This window comes from Zobellia roscoffensis (assembly GCF_015330165.1).
In the GTDB taxonomy this organism is placed as follows: Bacteria; Bacteroidota; Bacteroidia; order Flavobacteriales; family Flavobacteriaceae; genus Zobellia; species Zobellia roscoffensis.
Genome location: NZ_JADDXT010000002.1, coordinates 607,101 through 624,038 on the forward strand (window position 1 = coordinate 607,101; position 16,938 = coordinate 624,038).

The 16,938-nt window shown below is 37.8% G+C and carries 12 protein-coding genes and 2 tRNA genes; 10 read left to right on the forward strand and 4 right to left on the reverse strand.

The features are described from left to right. Window positions 1-2: 2 nt before the first annotated feature. Window positions 3-2,723, reverse strand: a complete 2,721-nt coding sequence (locus tag IWC72_RS02685) for an AsmA family protein (RefSeq protein WP_194528733.1) — start codon at window positions 2,721-2,723, stop codon at window positions 3-5. A gap of 176 nt (window positions 2,724-2,899) precedes the next feature. Continuing rightward, entirely contained in the window at window positions 2,900-3,610 is a 711-nt protein-coding gene (locus IWC72_RS02690) for a queuosine precursor transporter (RefSeq protein ID WP_194524708.1), read from the reverse strand. Between the two features lie 107 nt (window positions 3,611-3,717). Between IWC72_RS02690 and IWC72_RS02695 the strand changes: the two genes are divergently transcribed. After that, window positions 3,718-5,817, forward strand: a complete 2,100-nt coding sequence (locus IWC72_RS02695; RefSeq protein WP_194528734.1) for an OmpA family protein — start codon at window positions 3,718-3,720, stop codon at window positions 5,815-5,817. A gap of 76 nt (window positions 5,818-5,893) precedes the next feature. Here the strand turns inward: IWC72_RS02695 and sppA are convergent, their stop codons facing one another. Further along, a complete protein-coding gene (gene sppA / locus IWC72_RS02700) occupies window positions 5,894-7,657 on the reverse strand; it encodes a signal peptide peptidase SppA (RefSeq protein ID WP_194528735.1) in 1,764 nt (587 codons plus the stop codon). Window positions 7,658-7,728: 71 nt separating this feature from the next. On the opposite strand from sppA, the gene folK reads away from it, so the two are divergent. Continuing rightward, window positions 7,729-8,874, forward strand: a complete 1,146-nt coding sequence (gene folK / locus IWC72_RS02705) for a 2-amino-4-hydroxy-6-hydroxymethyldihydropteridine diphosphokinase (protein ID WP_194524711.1) — start codon at window positions 7,729-7,731, stop codon at window positions 8,872-8,874. Here the strand turns inward: folK and IWC72_RS02710 are convergent. After that, window positions 8,871-9,410 (reverse strand): RNA methyltransferase, encoded by a 540-nt coding sequence (locus IWC72_RS02710; protein ID WP_194528736.1) that lies wholly within the window; start codon window positions 9,408-9,410, stop codon window positions 8,871-8,873. The two genes, folK and IWC72_RS02710, sit on opposite strands and share 4 nt — an antisense overlap. Before the next feature lie 200 nt (window positions 9,411-9,610). On the opposite strand from IWC72_RS02710, the gene mutS reads away from it, so the two are divergent. From mutS to ablB, 8 genes are all read left to right on the forward strand, one after another. Then, on the forward strand, window positions 9,611-12,193 hold the full coding sequence (gene mutS / locus IWC72_RS02715; protein WP_194528737.1) for a DNA mismatch repair protein MutS: 2,583 nt from the start codon (window positions 9,611-9,613) through the stop codon (window positions 12,191-12,193). 133 nt (window positions 12,194-12,326) lie between these two features. Beyond that, window positions 12,327-12,399: transfer RNA gene (locus tag IWC72_RS02720), tRNA-Gly, on the forward strand. 75 nt (window positions 12,400-12,474) lie between these two features. Next, window positions 12,475-12,558, forward strand: a tRNA-Leu gene (locus tag IWC72_RS02725). Window positions 12,559-12,982: 424 nt separating this feature from the next. Beyond that, entirely contained in the window at window positions 12,983-13,174 is a 192-nt protein-coding gene (locus IWC72_RS02730; RefSeq protein ID WP_194524714.1) for a hypothetical protein, read from the forward strand. Between the two features lie 57 nt (window positions 13,175-13,231). After that, window positions 13,232-14,047 carry a pyrroline-5-carboxylate reductase gene (gene proC / locus IWC72_RS02735; protein WP_194524715.1) on the forward strand — a complete coding sequence of 272 codons (816 nt, stop codon included), beginning with the start codon at window positions 13,232-13,234 and terminating at the stop codon, window positions 14,045-14,047. Then, the gene (gene proB, locus IWC72_RS02740; protein ID WP_194524716.1) at window positions 14,040-14,825 is read left to right on the forward strand and encodes a glutamate 5-kinase; all 786 of its coding nucleotides are present in this window, start codon (window positions 14,040-14,042) and stop codon (window positions 14,823-14,825) included. The genes proC and proB overlap by 8 nt, the downstream gene beginning before the upstream one ends. Continuing rightward, window positions 14,826-16,025 (forward strand): glutamate-5-semialdehyde dehydrogenase, encoded by a 1,200-nt coding sequence (locus tag IWC72_RS02745; protein WP_194528738.1) that lies wholly within the window; start codon window positions 14,826-14,828, stop codon window positions 16,023-16,025. 36 nt (window positions 16,026-16,061) lie between these two features. Then, complete coding sequence (gene ablB, locus IWC72_RS02750; protein ID WP_194528739.1) at window positions 16,062-16,916, forward strand: putative beta-lysine N-acetyltransferase; 855 nt, start codon at window positions 16,062-16,064, stop codon at window positions 16,914-16,916. The last annotated feature ends 22 nt before the right edge of the window (window positions 16,917-16,938 follow it).

Sequence of the window (16,938 nt, forward strand, 5' to 3'; positions counted from 1 at the left end):
TGCTATTCACTTTTTTTCTTGCCTAAAAGACCACCAAGAATATTTTTTGCTTTTTCTTTTACTGCATCTTCTTCTTTTTTAGGAGTAGCCGTATCCGTTTTTACAGTAGTAGTGTCTTTTTTACTACCACCTAACAATCCTCCAAGCACTTCTTTTACATCATCTTTAGTCGAACTCTTTGTAGAATCAGTTTTAGATTTATTTCCGCCTAGAACATCCCCTATTAAATCCTTTGCTTTATCCTTCCCTTTACTTATAAGTTTTTGTTTCTGAATTTCCACCAATTGACTAGTCAATGTCTTTACCCCAGAAGTTAAATCTGTACTTACACTAGGGTTATCATAATTACCTCCAATATTTGCTACAACAGGTATTTTTAGGTCTTTTAGATCGTCATCTCCTATTTGAGCAATCAGCTTACCTACATCACTACCTAAATATTTAGCCGGAACCTCCAAAGTGGCCTTATAATCCATTTTTTTATCAAAAGTGTGACTACCTCCAACATTAATGGCTATATCTTTATAATTTACAGTGAAAGGTTTTACGCTTACTAAACCATTTTCAAAAGTAAGTTTAGTTTTTAAGTCATCAAGATTTAGTTGTTTCAAGTCAATGAAATTTAACTTACTATCTAAAGCAGTAAGCATGGGCGCACTCTCAGAATCTATTTCCTTGGTCATTATATCGGCAAAAATATCACCCGTCAACGTCAATAAATCAGGCAGTAAATCATCAGTCAATTTTCCTGATAGTTTAATATCAGAATCTAAGGTTCCTTTTAAGATTTGTGCAATTGGCGCCACAGCTTTAAATAACTCCAGAGACTTAAAGGTTTCGCTTATACCCAGCTGCTTCATATCTAAATTCATAGCAAAACTTGGGGTTTCTTCTTTAGTTGAAACCTCACCGTTAAACGCCATTCTCCCATTAAAAATAGAAGACGTCATATTAGAAAGCGTTGCCTTCTCATCTTTTATTCTAAGATTACCCTTTACATCTTTTAATGTAAGATTATCATAAAGCACCGTATTGGCCGATGCGTTAATATTCGCATCCAAGAAAGATGGAATTTTAATTTTTTCTTCGGTGACAGTTTCCGCAGGTTTATCACCTTCCGTCTTTTTTTCTGTTGCTACTGTTTCTGTTTCTTCCACCATAAAATCACTCAACGCAAACACGTTTGAAGAAAGGTCAAAATCGCCCTCTACCTTTTCATCGTTGAACATAAAACCTAAAAGGTTTTTAATGGTTCCTTTCGCATTAAAATCAGTTTTACCTGTAGAACCACTCAACTCATTTAGAGTAACTGTTGATGGGTTAAAAGTTAAACCTGTTTTCTGAAGCTTAACAGGATTGGGAATTTCATCTGATTTATATTCAAAATCACTCAAACTTAATTTACCGTTTGTAGTTGTCTTCTCATACTGTTCTTTTTCTATGGAAGCCATATCAAAAGCAGTACTCACATCTGCAACCAGAAGTCCTTTTAAATCCAAATCTGCCGGCACAGGATATGCTTGCTTAAGGTTTGCCAAATTCATCTTACCATCAATGTGAGCCTTCACTTTAGTATTACCCATAAGCTCTTTGATGTTCGCTGTCATGTTGAACTTGTCCTCATCAATCATAAAAGACAACTTATCAATATCTACATACGTATCTTCGGCAATACCTGTGGTATTATTTATTTTAGTGTCGATAAATACGTTACGAACCGATTTTGGTAAGTCAGGATACTTAAACGAAGCATTTTCTGAGTTGATATTAATATTGAATTTTGGAATATGCTCTTCATCTACAACACCACTGAATTTACCCTCAAGCATAAAGTTTCCGGTAGTCTTTACATCTTCAATACTTTTTGAGTACGCTTCTGGAATGACCGCTAAAAAGTTTTTGAAATCAGAAGAAGGAGTTTTAAACGATATATCAATTTCTTGATTGTTTTCATTCACTTTGATAAATCCATCAAAAACCAATGCTAACTGATTAATAAGCGCTTCGTTCTTCAAAAAAGTATACTTACTCTCCTTTAAATCAACCCCAATTAACGCATCAAGTTGAATCTTATTTTTATTCAAGTAGTTGGTACTATCCATTTCAAAAGAAACCAAAGCCTCTGTAAATGTATCCAACTCTGACTTTTCTAGGGAAAGGTCTCCCTTTCCATTATGTTGCATCTCTGAAATTTCCAAACGCATACCTGTTGACTGATCGTCGTAAACAATCTTAGTATTTGTTATGGCATATGATTGCAAATCAAGATTAAAACCATCAGTAGTACTCGTTTCTTCAGCACCAGTTGGCTCATCTGAAGGTATGGCAATATCAAAGCTGGCATTTTCTTCCTTGTCTATGGTAACATTCACTAACGCACCATCTACAGTTAGACTTTTAATGCCAATAGGCTCATCTTGACCTTTAAACAACTCGCCAATACCCATAGAAAGAGCCGCTTTCTTGGATGCAAAAAGGGTATCACCTTCAAAAGGGGCTTTGTTGAGCAGAACTACATCTTCAAGACTGACCTCTGCATTTGGGAAATTGCTAAACAGACTTAAATCTGCTTTTGAGAAATCAAGCGTCGCATTAATATTGTTGTTTGCATTATTCTTTATGATATCACCAATTTTTGACTCAAGAAAAAAGGGTGCAGCTACCAGTATGGCAACAATAAGCAATACTAACACTCCTAAAATTCTAAATATTTTCTTTTTCATATTTCTATTTCAAATACTGATTTACAAAACTAAAACGGAATACAATCTTAATGTTGGCTCCAAACCTGAAAACTACTTTCCAAAAAATCACAACCTACTAAAAAATAGGTGTAGTTTTTAACTCTTAAATCAAGACTCTTAACGCTATCGGATACAACTCAAAAAAGGAGTGAATATTATACTTCTAGGGTTATTTCTTCGCCAACATCTAATTTGAACCGTTTTCTCATGATATATACGAGCAAATACAAAAAAGGAGTGTCTAGAAATGCTATAAATATCTTAAAAACAAACCCGCTTACCACTAAACCGAAGAATAGCTCCCATGGTAAGATGCCAAAAACACATAACAACCCCACTACAGTGAAGGTGTCAACAAACTGAGAAAGAAAAGTTGAAAAGTTATTACGCACCCAGAGATATTTGCCTTTGGTAACTTTTTTCCAAAAATGATAAATGGCAATATCTATATATTGGGCAAAAAGATAAGCTATCATTGAAGCTAGAACAGCAACAGGTGAAAGCGCAAAAACATTTGTAAATGTAGCATCGTCTACTGGCGATGAAGCAATGGCCGGAGCAACTTCGGCAACTAAAATAATAGCCATGGAGAATAAACTGGCAAAAATTCCTGCGGTAACAATTTGATTGGCTTTTTTTCTTCCGTAAATCTCAGAAATTAAATCGGTAATCAAAAAGGTAATTGGATAGGGCAAAATTCCAACTGACACTTCAAAAAGAGACACCCCAAAAATAGTAACCTCACCAAAAGGATTCCAATAGAAAAATTTCTGAAAAATAAGATTGGAAACCACTAAAGAGGTGATAAAAAGCGCTCCTAAATAAAGATAAATTTTATACGCCAGACGGCTATCTTTTACAGTCATGAGTATTTTCTTATTAAAGTAATCGACAAACTGTACAATTTCGTCGATGCTTGTTCGTTATTGCAACACTACCTAAAAAACCAAAAATAACTTAAAAAATACCAAGCATGAAAAAAACCATTCTCACATCATTACTTGTTTTGGGCGGTCTAAGTGCCAAAGCTCAATCCTATGTCGGTTTTCTAACCGATAATTACAGTGGTGTTCATAGCCTTATTGCCAACCCTGCAAATATTACCGATTCTAGATTTAAAACGGACATTAACATTGTAGGTGCAAGTACATTCTTTAGTAATGACTACTACGGATTAAAATTAGGCGACGTAGTCACCTCAGATTTTGACTTTGATACTGATGGTAAAAAATATCCGAAAGACAGTAATAATTTCTTTGGTAATGCAGATGTTTTAGGACCTTCATTCATGTTCAACCTTACTCCTACAAGTTCATTGGCAATTTTTACCAGAGGGAGGGTTGGGTATAACGTAAACAAAATAAACGGTAATACCTTTGAAAGCCTCTCTAACGATTTTGATGAGAACGATGACCTTATGATAGATGAAGATGATGTCTATCTAACTGCCAATGCTTGGGCCGAGGTAGGTGTTACCTACGCACGTGTTTTGATGAACAAAGACCAGCATTTCTTAAAAGGTGGTCTTTCATTAAAATACTTGCAAGGAATGGGCAATGCCTATGCAAGCGGAAAAAACATTACCATAGACTATGATGCAGATGGAACCCCCTTACCAGGAGGCCAAACCACTGGAAGCATTGAGTCCGTAGGTGAAGTAAATTATGGCCATAGCGATAATATTGATGACAACTTTGAAGATTTTGAAGTTGAAATCGTAGATGGCGCAACTGGCTTTGGTGTTGATCTAGGTGCTGTTTACGAATGGAGACCAGATTATGCTAATTATGCCTCTAAAGATGGGTCAAACTCTTTCAAACATCAGAATAAATACAAATTAAAATTTGCCCTTGCCATAAGTGATATCGGTTCTATCAATTATAAAAACGGGACTCAAAACACCTATGACATTACCGGAACGGTAAACGAAGATGATTTTGAAAATGAAGATAACCTAGAAGATATCCTAGACAACTTATACACCCAAACAGGCACGGGTAATTCAGAAAAATTTGCTCTACCTACCGCAATGCATTTAAATGTAGATTATAGCCTAAACAAAAGCTTCTACTTGAATTTAAATACTGATTTTTCTTTACGTTCAAATTCAAAAGTAAACACCAACAGAATACCTACTATGGTATCGCTTACACCTCGCTTTGAAAGCAAATGGTTTAGTTTTTACATGCCCATAAGTCTAACTCAAGGTTCCGGAGCACAATGGGGTGCAGGATTTAGAGCAGGGCCATTATATATAGGCTCTGGATCTGTTATGACTTTATTATTAAGTGATAACTCAAAAGCTGCCGATGTGTATGCTGGATTAAAGATACCTGTTTACCAAGGAAAACCTAAAGACAGAGATGGTGATGGAATCATAAATAAGAAAGATGATTGCCCCGACGAATTTGGCCCAGCCGAAAACAACGGATGCCCATGGCCCGATACAGACGGAGATGAAGTATTGGACAAAGATGACAAGTGTCCTGAAGAGGCTGGTGAAGTTTTAAACGATGGTTGCCCAATAGTAGATTCAGACGGTGATGATGTAATGGATGAAGATGATAAATGTCCAAATGAATTTGGTCCAGCTGAAAATAATGGTTGCCCATGGCCAGACTCTGATGGTGATAGTGTTTTAGATAAAGACGATGAATGTCCAAATGAGGTAGGGACCGTTACCAACAATGGATGTCCTGAAGCACCTGAAGTTACCGAAGAAGTTCAAAAACAATTGAACGATTACGCTAAAACCATTCTTTTTAACTCTGGAAAAGCAAGTATTAAAGCAGAATCTACAAGTGTTATGGTAGACATTATAGGTATTTTAAAAGAATACCCAGATGCTAAATTTAATGTTGAAGGTCATACGGACAGCGTAGGAAGCGAAACTACCAACCAAAAATTATCCGAATCTAGAGCTACGTCCGTAAAGGAATTTTTAGTGGAAAAAGGTATAGACAGTTCTCGTTTAACTGCTATAGGTTATGGCGAAAGCAAACCAATTGCTACTAATATAAACAAAGCAGGTCGTGCTCAAAACAGAAGGGTTGAAATCAATCTTGTGAAATAGAAAATAAAATCAATCTATATACCAAAAGAGCCAGCTATTAGCTGGCTCTTTTCATTTCTATAAAGTTATATCAATCCTATTTTATATCCAATACAAACGGCATACGAGCCTGCACACCTTCTTGTTCCATAACGGATTTTACTTGTTTTAAAATGGAATAGGCTTCTGTACCAATTTCTTCTTCAATAAATTCTTGTTTAACCCTGGCACTAGCGCCTCCTAAATCTTCCATTAAACGCTCAAAACCCGATTTATACTTAGGAAATTTCTTGATTCCGTAATCATTTAGTTCGGCCATATTTGCCGCTTCGGCAATGGCATCTTCCAAGTTGCCCAACTCATCGATCAGTCCAATTCGTTTGGCATCTACCCCACTCCATACACGACCTTGCGCTAAGCTATCCGCTACGGTCATACTTATATTACGTCCTTGAGCAACCCTTTGCAAAAATGTGTCATAGGTACTTTCAATACTTTCTTGAACATACCCTCTAAACTCCTCGGTCATCGGTTCAAAAACCGAATACTCTACAGAATTTTTATTGGTACCTACCTGCTCTGCATTAATACCGATATCAGCTGCTAGTTCCGTCATATTTGGTATAGTTCCAAAAACACCTATTGAGCCCGTAACCGTAGTTGGTTCCGCAAAAATTTTATCCGCACCAACCGCTATATAATACCCTCCTGAAGCAGCAACATTACCCATAGAGACTACAACGGGTTTTACCTCTTTGGCTAATGCTATCTCTCGCCAAATGATATCAGAAGTTAAAGCACTTCCTCCTGGGGAATTTACACGAAGAACAATGGCCTTTACATCTTCATCTTCCTTCGCTTTAATAATAGCTTCATTAATTATCCCTTGACCAATAACGTCAGGGCCACCTTCTCCATATAAAATTTCGCCTTGTGCAAAAACAACAGCTACTTTGTCCTTCCCGTTTTTCAACACTTTCTTGTTAGACCGAATTACATAATCCTCCAGAGCTATAAGATTTAAATCATCTTCATCTTTAAGATCAATTGCATTTCTCAGTTTACGCTCGTACTGATCAAAGAAAATCACGTCATCTAAAAGACCTGTTTCTTTAGCATATTCCGGTGTTCTTCCTCCTAAAGTATCTGCAATGACATTCAAGTTGGCTGTAGAAATGTTTCTTCCCTTAGAAATATCCTCTACCATTGAGCTCCATAATGAACCTATCAATTCTTCAATTTGGGTACGGTTTGCCTCACTCATTTCATTAGAAATAAAGGGTTCGACCGCACTCTTATATTTCCCGTGGCGAATAACTTCCATCTTTACGCCTGTTTTTTCCTGTAAATCTTTAAAAAACAACACTTCAGAAGAAAGCCCTCGAAAATCCAATCCACCCACTGGATTTATAAAGATTGAATCTGCAACACTCGCCAAATAATAATCTTTCTGCATATAGAAATCTCCGTACGTATAGATGAACTTATCGGAACTTTTAAATTCTTCCAATGCTTTGCGGACCGCCTGTGTTTGAGCAAGACCGGCCATCATAAAGTTGTTATTGATACTGATGCCTTTTATATCATCATCATCTTTTGCTACCGTAATAGCGTGCAAAATCTCATCAAGACCTTGAGACTGCTCCATAAAAGCTCCGGTGAACGGATCCATATCATTATTACCTACATAATCACTAATAGGAAGTTTTAACTGCAACTCTAAAATGGAGTTTTTCTTGATGGAAACCGTTTCCTCAGAACTACTCGCAATACCTATAAAAATGATGAACATGATAAAAATTACACCAAAAGCAATTAAGCAACCAATTATGGCCGCCAAAAGATTTCTTAAAAATTTCATGAAAAATGGGTTAGTATTTTTCCCCAAAGATAACGAACTCACACCTACTTTTTGTTACTTTGTAAGATATTATGAGCAACCCCAAAACAGTATACCTATCACTTGGAAGTAATCTTGGTGATACTTTGAACAACCTACAAGACGCCGTGTTCGCTATAAACAAAGCTGCCGGCGAAGTGGAAAGGATATCACATGTATATCAAACAAGTGCTTGGGGTTTTGAGTCTAGCGACTTCATGAACATCTGCCTATCGTTAAAAACGACAATGGCTCCGCAAGAACTTTTACGAACACTTTTGGGTATTGAGACCAAATTGGGACGAAGACGTTCTATTGAAGACGGTTACCAACCTAGACCGATTGATATTGACATTCTGTACTACGAAAGGGAAACCTTTATTTCAGAAAACCTGGTAATTCCACACCCGGAACTTACTTACCGTAAGTTTGTGCTCAAGCCCTTGTCAGATATTGCACCGCAATTCTATCACCCTATATTAAACAAAGACACCCGAAACCTTATTCAAGAGTGTCGTGATAAAGGGAAGCTGGAACGCACTGCTTTTAAATTACATAGAAACCGATCAGACCTTTTTTCGCACATCAACTTTATTGCTATTGAAGGTAACATTGGTGCTGGTAAAACTACGCTGGCCAATAAAATATCGGAAGATTTTAATGGAAAACTGGTACTAGAACGTTTTGCAGATAATGCCTTTCTACCCAAATTCTATGAAGACCAAAGTCGTTATGCTTTTCCGCTGGAGATGTCTTTTTTAGCAGATAGATACCAGCAGTTCACTGATGATACTTCACAGTATGATTTATTTAAGAAGTTCATGGTGAGCGATTATGATATTTACAAATCCCTCATATTTGCACGTATTACGCTGCAACAAGAGGAATTTGACCTGTACCGAAAATTGTTCGATTTGATGTACAAAGAGGTGAAAAAACCGAAAATCTATGTCTACCTCTACCAAACTACGGAGCGCTTGTTGGAGAATATTAAAATGAGAGGCCGCGATTACGAACAGAAAATTGCGCCTGATTATCTACAAAAGATTAACAAAGGGTATTTTGAATTCATAAAAGGGTACCCTGAACAGAATAATCTTATTATTGAGTTGGGAGACCTTGATTTTGTGGATAACGAAGACGATTACGAGACTATACTAGATAAGATTACCAAATTTGCAGTTCGCATGCCTAACTAAGCTTTCAATGCGTTTATTTTAGACCACAAATCCCAAACCACTACACCCGCACTCACTGAAATATTTAACGAGTGTTTGGTTCCGTATTGTGGTATCTCTATTACATTATGACTCGCATCAACCACATCTTGCGAAACGCCTTTGACCTCGTTACCGAATACCAAAGCATATTTTTTAGTAACATCTACCTTTAACTCGTTCAGCATAATTGCATTTTCAGCTTGTTCAATGGACAATACTGTGTAACCGTCTTCCGCTATTTTTTTGACCAAATCAACTGTGTTTTCTTTGTATTCCCATGCTACACTTTCGGTAGCTCCCAAGGCCGTTTTCCTAATATCTTTATGAGGAGGTTGTGCCGTTATGCCACATAGGTATATTTTTTCAATTAGGAATGCATCTGAAGTTCTAAAGACCGAACCAATATTATTCAAACTTCTAATATTGTCCAATACAATAACTATCGGCGACTTTTCAGCTTCTTTAAAAGCTTCAACATCTAATCTATTTAATTCTTCGTTCTTAAGTTTACGCATGCTAGGACTTCCCTTTATAGGGTGATTTTTATTGTTATTGACCAGGTAAAACGTTGAGGATAAACTTATCCTGAAATATCAACAATGGTTTATCTTCCCTTGAAAAAACAGTACTTTCGTTTTATATACTTTCGCCGTAAAATTAAACTATTCTTATCGCTTTGGGAAAATCACAAAAAACAAAAAAGGTTACGCCTTTAATGAAGCAGTATAATACCATCAAGACCAAGTATCCTGATGCGTTATTATTGTTTCGCGTTGGCGATTTCTATGAAACTTTTGGAGAAGATGCCGTAAGGGCTTCCAAAATTTTAGGAATCATCCTCACGCATCGTAATAATGGTGGCGACCGTACCGAACTGGCCGGTTTCCCTCACCATTCCCTGAATACCTACTTACCAAAATTGGTAAAAGCTGGAGAACGAGTTGCTATTTGCGATCAGCTGGAAGACCCAAAAATGACCAAAACCATCGTAAAGCGTGGCGTAACAGAACTGGTTACCCCAGGTGTGGCGATGAACGATGATATTCTTAATGCCAAGACTAACAATTTTCTTTGTGCGGTTCACTTTGGAAGAAAATTACTCGGTGTTTCTTTTGTAGATATTTCTACAGGCGAATTCCTAACCTCGGAAGGTACCGAAGAACAAATTGATAAGCTCTTACAGAACTTTGCCCCCAACGAGGTTTTAGTTTCCAAAAAGCATAAAAACGAATTCTTAGATGTTTTTGGGAAGCAATTTCACACCTTTTACATGGAGGATTGGGTCTATCAGAACGACTACGCCCAAGAAACGCTTACCAACCATTTTAACACTAGTACCTTAAAAGGTTTTGGTGTTGACCATTTGAGCCATGGTATTATTGCTTCCGGAGTGGTTTTACATTACCTATCGGAAACCCAACATAGGCAATTACAGCACATCAATAGCTTAAAACGCATTGCCGAAGAGGAACATATTTGGATGGACCGTTTTACCATCAAAAATTTGGAGCTCTACCATTCTACCAATCAGAATGCAGTTACGCTTTTGAGTATTATTGATAAAACGTTATCACCCATGGGCGGCCGAATGCTTAAACGCTGGTTGGCGCTCCCGTTAAAGAATACCGAAAAAATTAGTCGCAGACATCAGGTAGTTTCCTATTTGCACGGCCATGATGATACCTTGCTAAAAATACAGCAACGCATCAAACAAATGGGTGATTTGGAACGTCTTATTTCCAAAGTAGCTACCGGAAAGGTCAACCCAAAAGAAATAGTTCAGCTCAAGAATTCCTTGGAAGCCATTATTCCTATAAAGCAACTTACCGCTCAAAGTGATGACGAATCGTTACAGCTAATTTCCGACCAGTTGCATGCCTGCGATATGCTGCGCAGCAAAATAAAGGAAATGATCAATGAAGAAGCTCCGGTTCACATTCCAAAAGGCAAGACCATTGCCGATGGATATTCAGACGAGTTGGATGAGCTTCGCGGATTGGCATTTTCAGGAAAAGACTATTTAGATAAAATGCTGGCACGTGAGAGCGAACGTACGGGCATCATTTCCCTTAAAATAGCCTCAAACAACGTTTTTGGCTATTACATTGAAGTTCGAAACACTCATAAGGACAAGGTTCCCGAAGAGTGGATCCGGAAACAGACCTTGGTAAATGCGGAACGTTATATTACCGAAGAACTAAAAGAATACGAAGCCAAAATTTTGGGTGCCGAAGAACGTATTCTCAACCTAGAACAGCAATTATTTTCTCAACTGGTAGTCTGGGCACAGGAATATATCACTCCTGTTCAGAACAATGCACAGCAAATAGCGCAATTAGATTGTCTTTGCGGCTTTGCGCAACTCGCCAAGGAGAACAACTATTCCAAACCAGAAATCAACGATTCTACCGAAATCAACATTAAAAATGGTAGACATCCAGTAATTGAAAAGCAATTGCCATTGGGCGAGGCCTACATTGCCAATGATGTTATCCTTAACCGAGACGAACAACAGATCATCATGATTACCGGTCCCAACATGAGTGGTAAATCAGCCATTTTAAGACAAACGGCATTAATCGTACTTCTGGCTCAAATGGGGTCTTTTGTACCCGCAGAAGCTGCTGAAATAGGTTATGTAGACAAAATATTTACCCGTGTAGGTGCAAGTGATAATATTTCAATGGGCGAATCTACTTTTATGGTAGAGATGAACGAAACCGCCTCTATCTTGAACAACCTTTCTGAGCGTAGTTTAGTGCTTTTAGATGAGATTGGCCGCGGAACAAGTACGTATGATGGTATTTCCATTGCTTGGGCCATTAGCGAATATCTACATGAACATCCTGCACGTGCAAAAACCCTTTTTGCAACGCACTACCATGAGCTGAACGAAATGGCAGCCACTTTTGAGCGCATCAAGAATTATAACGTTTCAGTAAAGGAATTGAAAGACAATGTACTTTTTCTTCGGAAATTGACCGAGGGCGGAAGTGAACATAGTTTTGGTATTCACGTGGCAAAAATGGCGGGTATGCCCTCTCAAGTCATTCACAAAGCGAATAAAATTCTCAAAAAATTAGAGAAATCCCACTCCAGCGAAGAGCTTACCGATAAATTACAAAGTGCCCAAGATGAGATGCAACTGAGCTTCTTTAATTTAGACGACCCTTTGCTAGAACAAATAAAGGAAGAAATCACCTATCTAGATATCAACACCTTAACACCTGTTGAAGCGTTGATGAAATTGAACGAAATTAAGCGATTACTGACCAAAAACAAGAAGGCAACTTCATAAATTTCCGGACCAAAAAAACGCTGATTTTTTATTTTTAAGATTTCATATAAATTTCCTTTGCATTTTAGAGAATTGTATTAAATTTGCATCCGCATCTGTGAAAGATGCCACGTTCTTTACCTTAATTTAATATGCGAAAATAGCTCAGCTGGTAGAGCGCCACCTTGCCAAGGTGGAGGTCGCGGGTTCGAATCCCGTTTTTCGCTCAAAGAGCAAAATCTTGCTCAACAACTTAAACGCTGCTTTGTGGCGTTTTTTTGTTAAAGACTTTACCAATAGCGGCTCGAGTGGTGGAATTGGTAGACACGTTGGACTTAAAATCCAATGGACATTAGTCCGTACGGGTTCAAGTCCCGTCTCGAGTACTTTAAACCCTTGTTAATCTTCTGATTTTCGAGGGTTTTTTGGTTTTTGAAAACAGGTCTACGACCAGCAAGCTATATTGCTCTTATTTTCACTTCCCTCTCCATTTAGATTTTACAGGATTTTAGATTTTTAGCCATTAGAGAGGATTGCAAAATTATAATTTCCGCACCATCATAATTGTAAGATTGTTTCCTACAAAACAAAAGCAACCTAAAATTTTATATTTTTCGTGAACCCTCCGTATTTCCTTATTTTCAAATAAGTACCAATTATAGACTCTTCCTGTAAAATAACTACGTGTATATTGAAAAATACTACTTTTTAAGTAAGATACTAACCCTAAAGGACTACAATAACAAAACCTTAACACAATATACTTGTAATAGCCTTCTTTTATGATATGTTACAAGCTAAACAAATTTTATGAGGTTATTATATATAAGAAGAAAGACAAAAACAGAAAGACACTATAGCGCGAAAATGGGGCAATTGACCACCAAGGTCACTTCCATTAAGCGCTACTTCCTTGGGCTACCTGTTAGCACATTGCAGAAATACCGTAAAACCTATTACGGAAAAATAAAGAACTATGATGATTGTCAACTCTTTATCTAAACCAAACCAGAAGACTTTACTTTAGAAATTCAATACTAAACTCTTTAAAACAAAATCATGAAAGTATTAGTAATCGGAGCCGGAAATATGGGATTAACCTATGCAGAAGGCATGTCCAAATCCAAATTGCTCAAAAAAAAGAACATTATGGTGCTAGACAGCTCCGAAGAGAAACTGAAAGAACTGGATGAAATTGCGCATTTTGATGCGTATAAAACACTAGAGGAATGTGTACCACAAGCGGATATTATTTTTATTGCCGTAAAACCGTACCACGCCTCTAAATTGTTCGAAACCATTAAGCCAATGGTAAATTCTGAGCAGATTTTAATTTCTATTATGGCAGGTATCACTATTGAAGCCATGAAAGAACAGAGTGGTTTGAGCAAGATTGTTAGGGCGATGCCCAACCTTCCCGCTAAAATTGGCAAAGGACTCACATCCTACACTTCTTCAACAGAAGTTTCAAGAATTGAACTCTTAACGGTTGAAAGTCTTTTGGACACAACAGGAAAATCCATTCGTGTAAGCGATGAGAACTTTATAGACGCCTCTACAGGTATTTCGGGTAGTGGTCCTGCATATGTTTTCTATTTTATGCAAAGTATGATGGAAGCCGCTCTACAAATGGGATTCTCCAAAAAAGTTTCAAGCGTTTTAGTTAGCGAAACCTTTACAGGTGCGGTTGAACTTTTTAATCAAAACAACCTTAGTCCTAATTCTTGGATGGACCGTGTTGCCAGTAAAGGTGGTACCACACAAGCCGCACTAGATTCTATGGACGATAATAATGTAAATGAACTTATAAAAGAAGCAGCATTCGCGGCCTTTGACCGTGCTGTAGAACTTGGAAAAGAAGAACATTATGCATAAAGAACTAATTGTTATAAAAGTAGGCACCAATGTCATGACCAACAAAGACAACCGCATCGTAAGACCGGTGTTGCGTAGGTTAGTGGAACAGATTGCCGAACTTTATGAAAGGGACATACTCACTATTCTGGTTTCATCTGGATCGGTCATTGCCGGAAAAGAAGTATTGGGCAACTCTACTATTGAGAATGATACGCAAAGACGCCAGGTTTATTCGGCTATAGGCCAACCTAGAATGATGCGATTGTACTATAATATATTTCATGACTTTGGAATGAAATGTGCACAGGTACTGCCCACCAAGCGTGATTTTAGTCCAGGAGTGCATCGCCAGAACATGATCAATTGCTGTGAAGGACTTTTATCGGAAGGGGTGATTCCTATTGCCAATGAGGACGATGCCGTATCGGTTACCATGTCAATGTTTTCGGATAATGACGAGTTGGCAAGTTTAATTGCACAATTAATGAACGCCGATAAACTTATTATCCTAACGGATATTGACGGACTCTACACAGGGCACCCTAACGCAGATGACAGCGATTTGATTCCGCATGTAGGCCCGGAAGATGATTTTGAAAAATACATAAAAGATAGTAATAAAGCAGCTGGTGAAGGACGTGGCGGCATGGGTTCTAAATTAGATTACGCCCAACAAGCGGCAGCCAAGAGCATACCCACTTTTATTGCCAACGGTAAAAAAGACCGTACGATTATAGATATTATTGATGGAAAAGATGTGGGTACGCGAGTAGCCATTGAAAAACAAGAAGCATAAATGAAACTAATTAGAACAGAAATAAAGAATAACGTATTGGATACTATGGTTCGCATTTTAGATGAAAATCGTGCTGAACTTTTAGAAGCCAATAAAAAGGACTTAGACCTTTTCAACAAAGACGATCAGGCGCTCTATGAGCGGTTGATCGTTGACGATAAGAAAATTGACGAAATGATTGCGGCCGTAAAAAAAGTACGTTCGCAGGAAGACCCGGTCGGTAAAGAAATTTCACATCAAGATCTACCCAACGGATTAAACGTAACGAACAGAACGGCTCCTTTTGGTACTATCATGATTATTTACGAGTCCCGACCAGATGTTACCATTGAAGCGGCCGTACTTGCTTTTAAGGCAAACAACACCATCCTTTTAAAAGGAGGTAAAGAAGCATTGCACAGTAATACGGTACTTGTAGATTTTTGGCACCGTGCCTTAAAGGAAAACGAGCTTTCTACGGATTATATTCAATTGCTGAATATGAACCGTGAAGAGACCCAAGCTTTTTTGAAAAATCCAGGACAGAAGTTAGATTTAATTGTACCTAGAGGTGGGGAGCGATTGATTGCATTTGTAAAAGAACATGCTAAATGTGCTGTTCTCGTTAGCGGTAGAGGAAATAACTTTTTATATGTTGATGAACAGGCAGATTGGGAAATGAGCATGAAGGTGATTCTAAATGCAAAGACAGCCAAAATATCGGCATGTAATGCTTTGGATAAAATCCTGATCAACTCGGACTTAGACGGTTACCAACAAAAAATGGTAGACTTAGCTAATATCCTCAAATCTAATGGAGTGAGCCTCTTGGTAGATGAGGAAGCTAAAAAGGTGTTAACAGAGGAGCCGTTAATTCAAGATCCATCCGTTTGGAAAGAAGAATTTTTGGCCATGAAATGCTGCATAGGTACCGTGAACAAAACAGATGATGCCATTGAAGCTATAAATGAGCACTCTGGTGGTCATTCCGCTACCATCATGACCAAAAACAAAGATACAGCCCAACGATTTATGGAACAGGTAGACTGTGCCGCTGTATACCAAAATGCCTCTACACGCTTTACCGATGGTGGACAAATGGGTGTAGGTGCAGAATTGGCTATCAGTACCGATAAATTACATCACCGTGGGCCGCTAGGGCTAAATGAGCTAGTTACGAACAAGTATTATGTTTTTGGCGAAGGACAGGTTAGAGAATAGAGAAATACATTAGTTAAATACAAATTGGATAGAAAAATGTTCGACACCCTGGAGAAAATTGATGGTGCCACCTTACACCATGGGCGCGCACATAACCGTGTGTACCTTATGGAAACGGAGCAGTACGATTGGAATTCACTCATAGACAACATGAAAACCATCGCACACAAAATGGACTATGATAAAATTTTAAGTCGAGTTCCCGAAGAGGCAAAAGAGGTTTTTAAGTCTAAAGGTCACGTGGTAGAAGCTAAGATCCCCAAACTTTATAATGGAGAAAAAGCGGGTTATTTCTTGGCGGACTACCTCAATACGGAGCGTGCCAAAAGCAATATTAAAGTGAAGAAAACCATTACTTCTGTAAAGACTATTGCACTTGCTGCAAATAGCACCTCAGAAGATGCACACTTTGCTTTACCTGAGTATCTAGAAGTACGCAAACTGCGGAAAAGTGATCTTCCGGCCATTATCCAATTACATAAGAAGGCATTTCTCTCCTACCCATTCCCTATTCATGAACCTGAATATCTAAAGCAGTTATTAAAGAATAATCATGAATTCTATGGGCTTTTTGAGAAAGGTGAACTTCTAGTGTCCGCAATTTTAAAAGTTCAAGAAAGTGAATCAAGTATTGAGATTGTAGATTTTGCCACACACCCCAACTACAATGGTCAAAATCTAAATTACTATTTGGTACAGGAAATAAAAAAGCGTGTTGTCAATAGTAAATACAAAACAATTTACGCTTTAGTACGAGCCACTTCATATGGTTTGAATATTACTTTTAGCAAACATGGTTTTTTACTTGGAGGTACTTTAATGAATAATACCGTTATTAGGGGCAACCTAGAGAGTATGAACGTTTGGTATTGTAATTTAAACGAGGCTTAATAAAAAAGTGGAGCAATCAAAA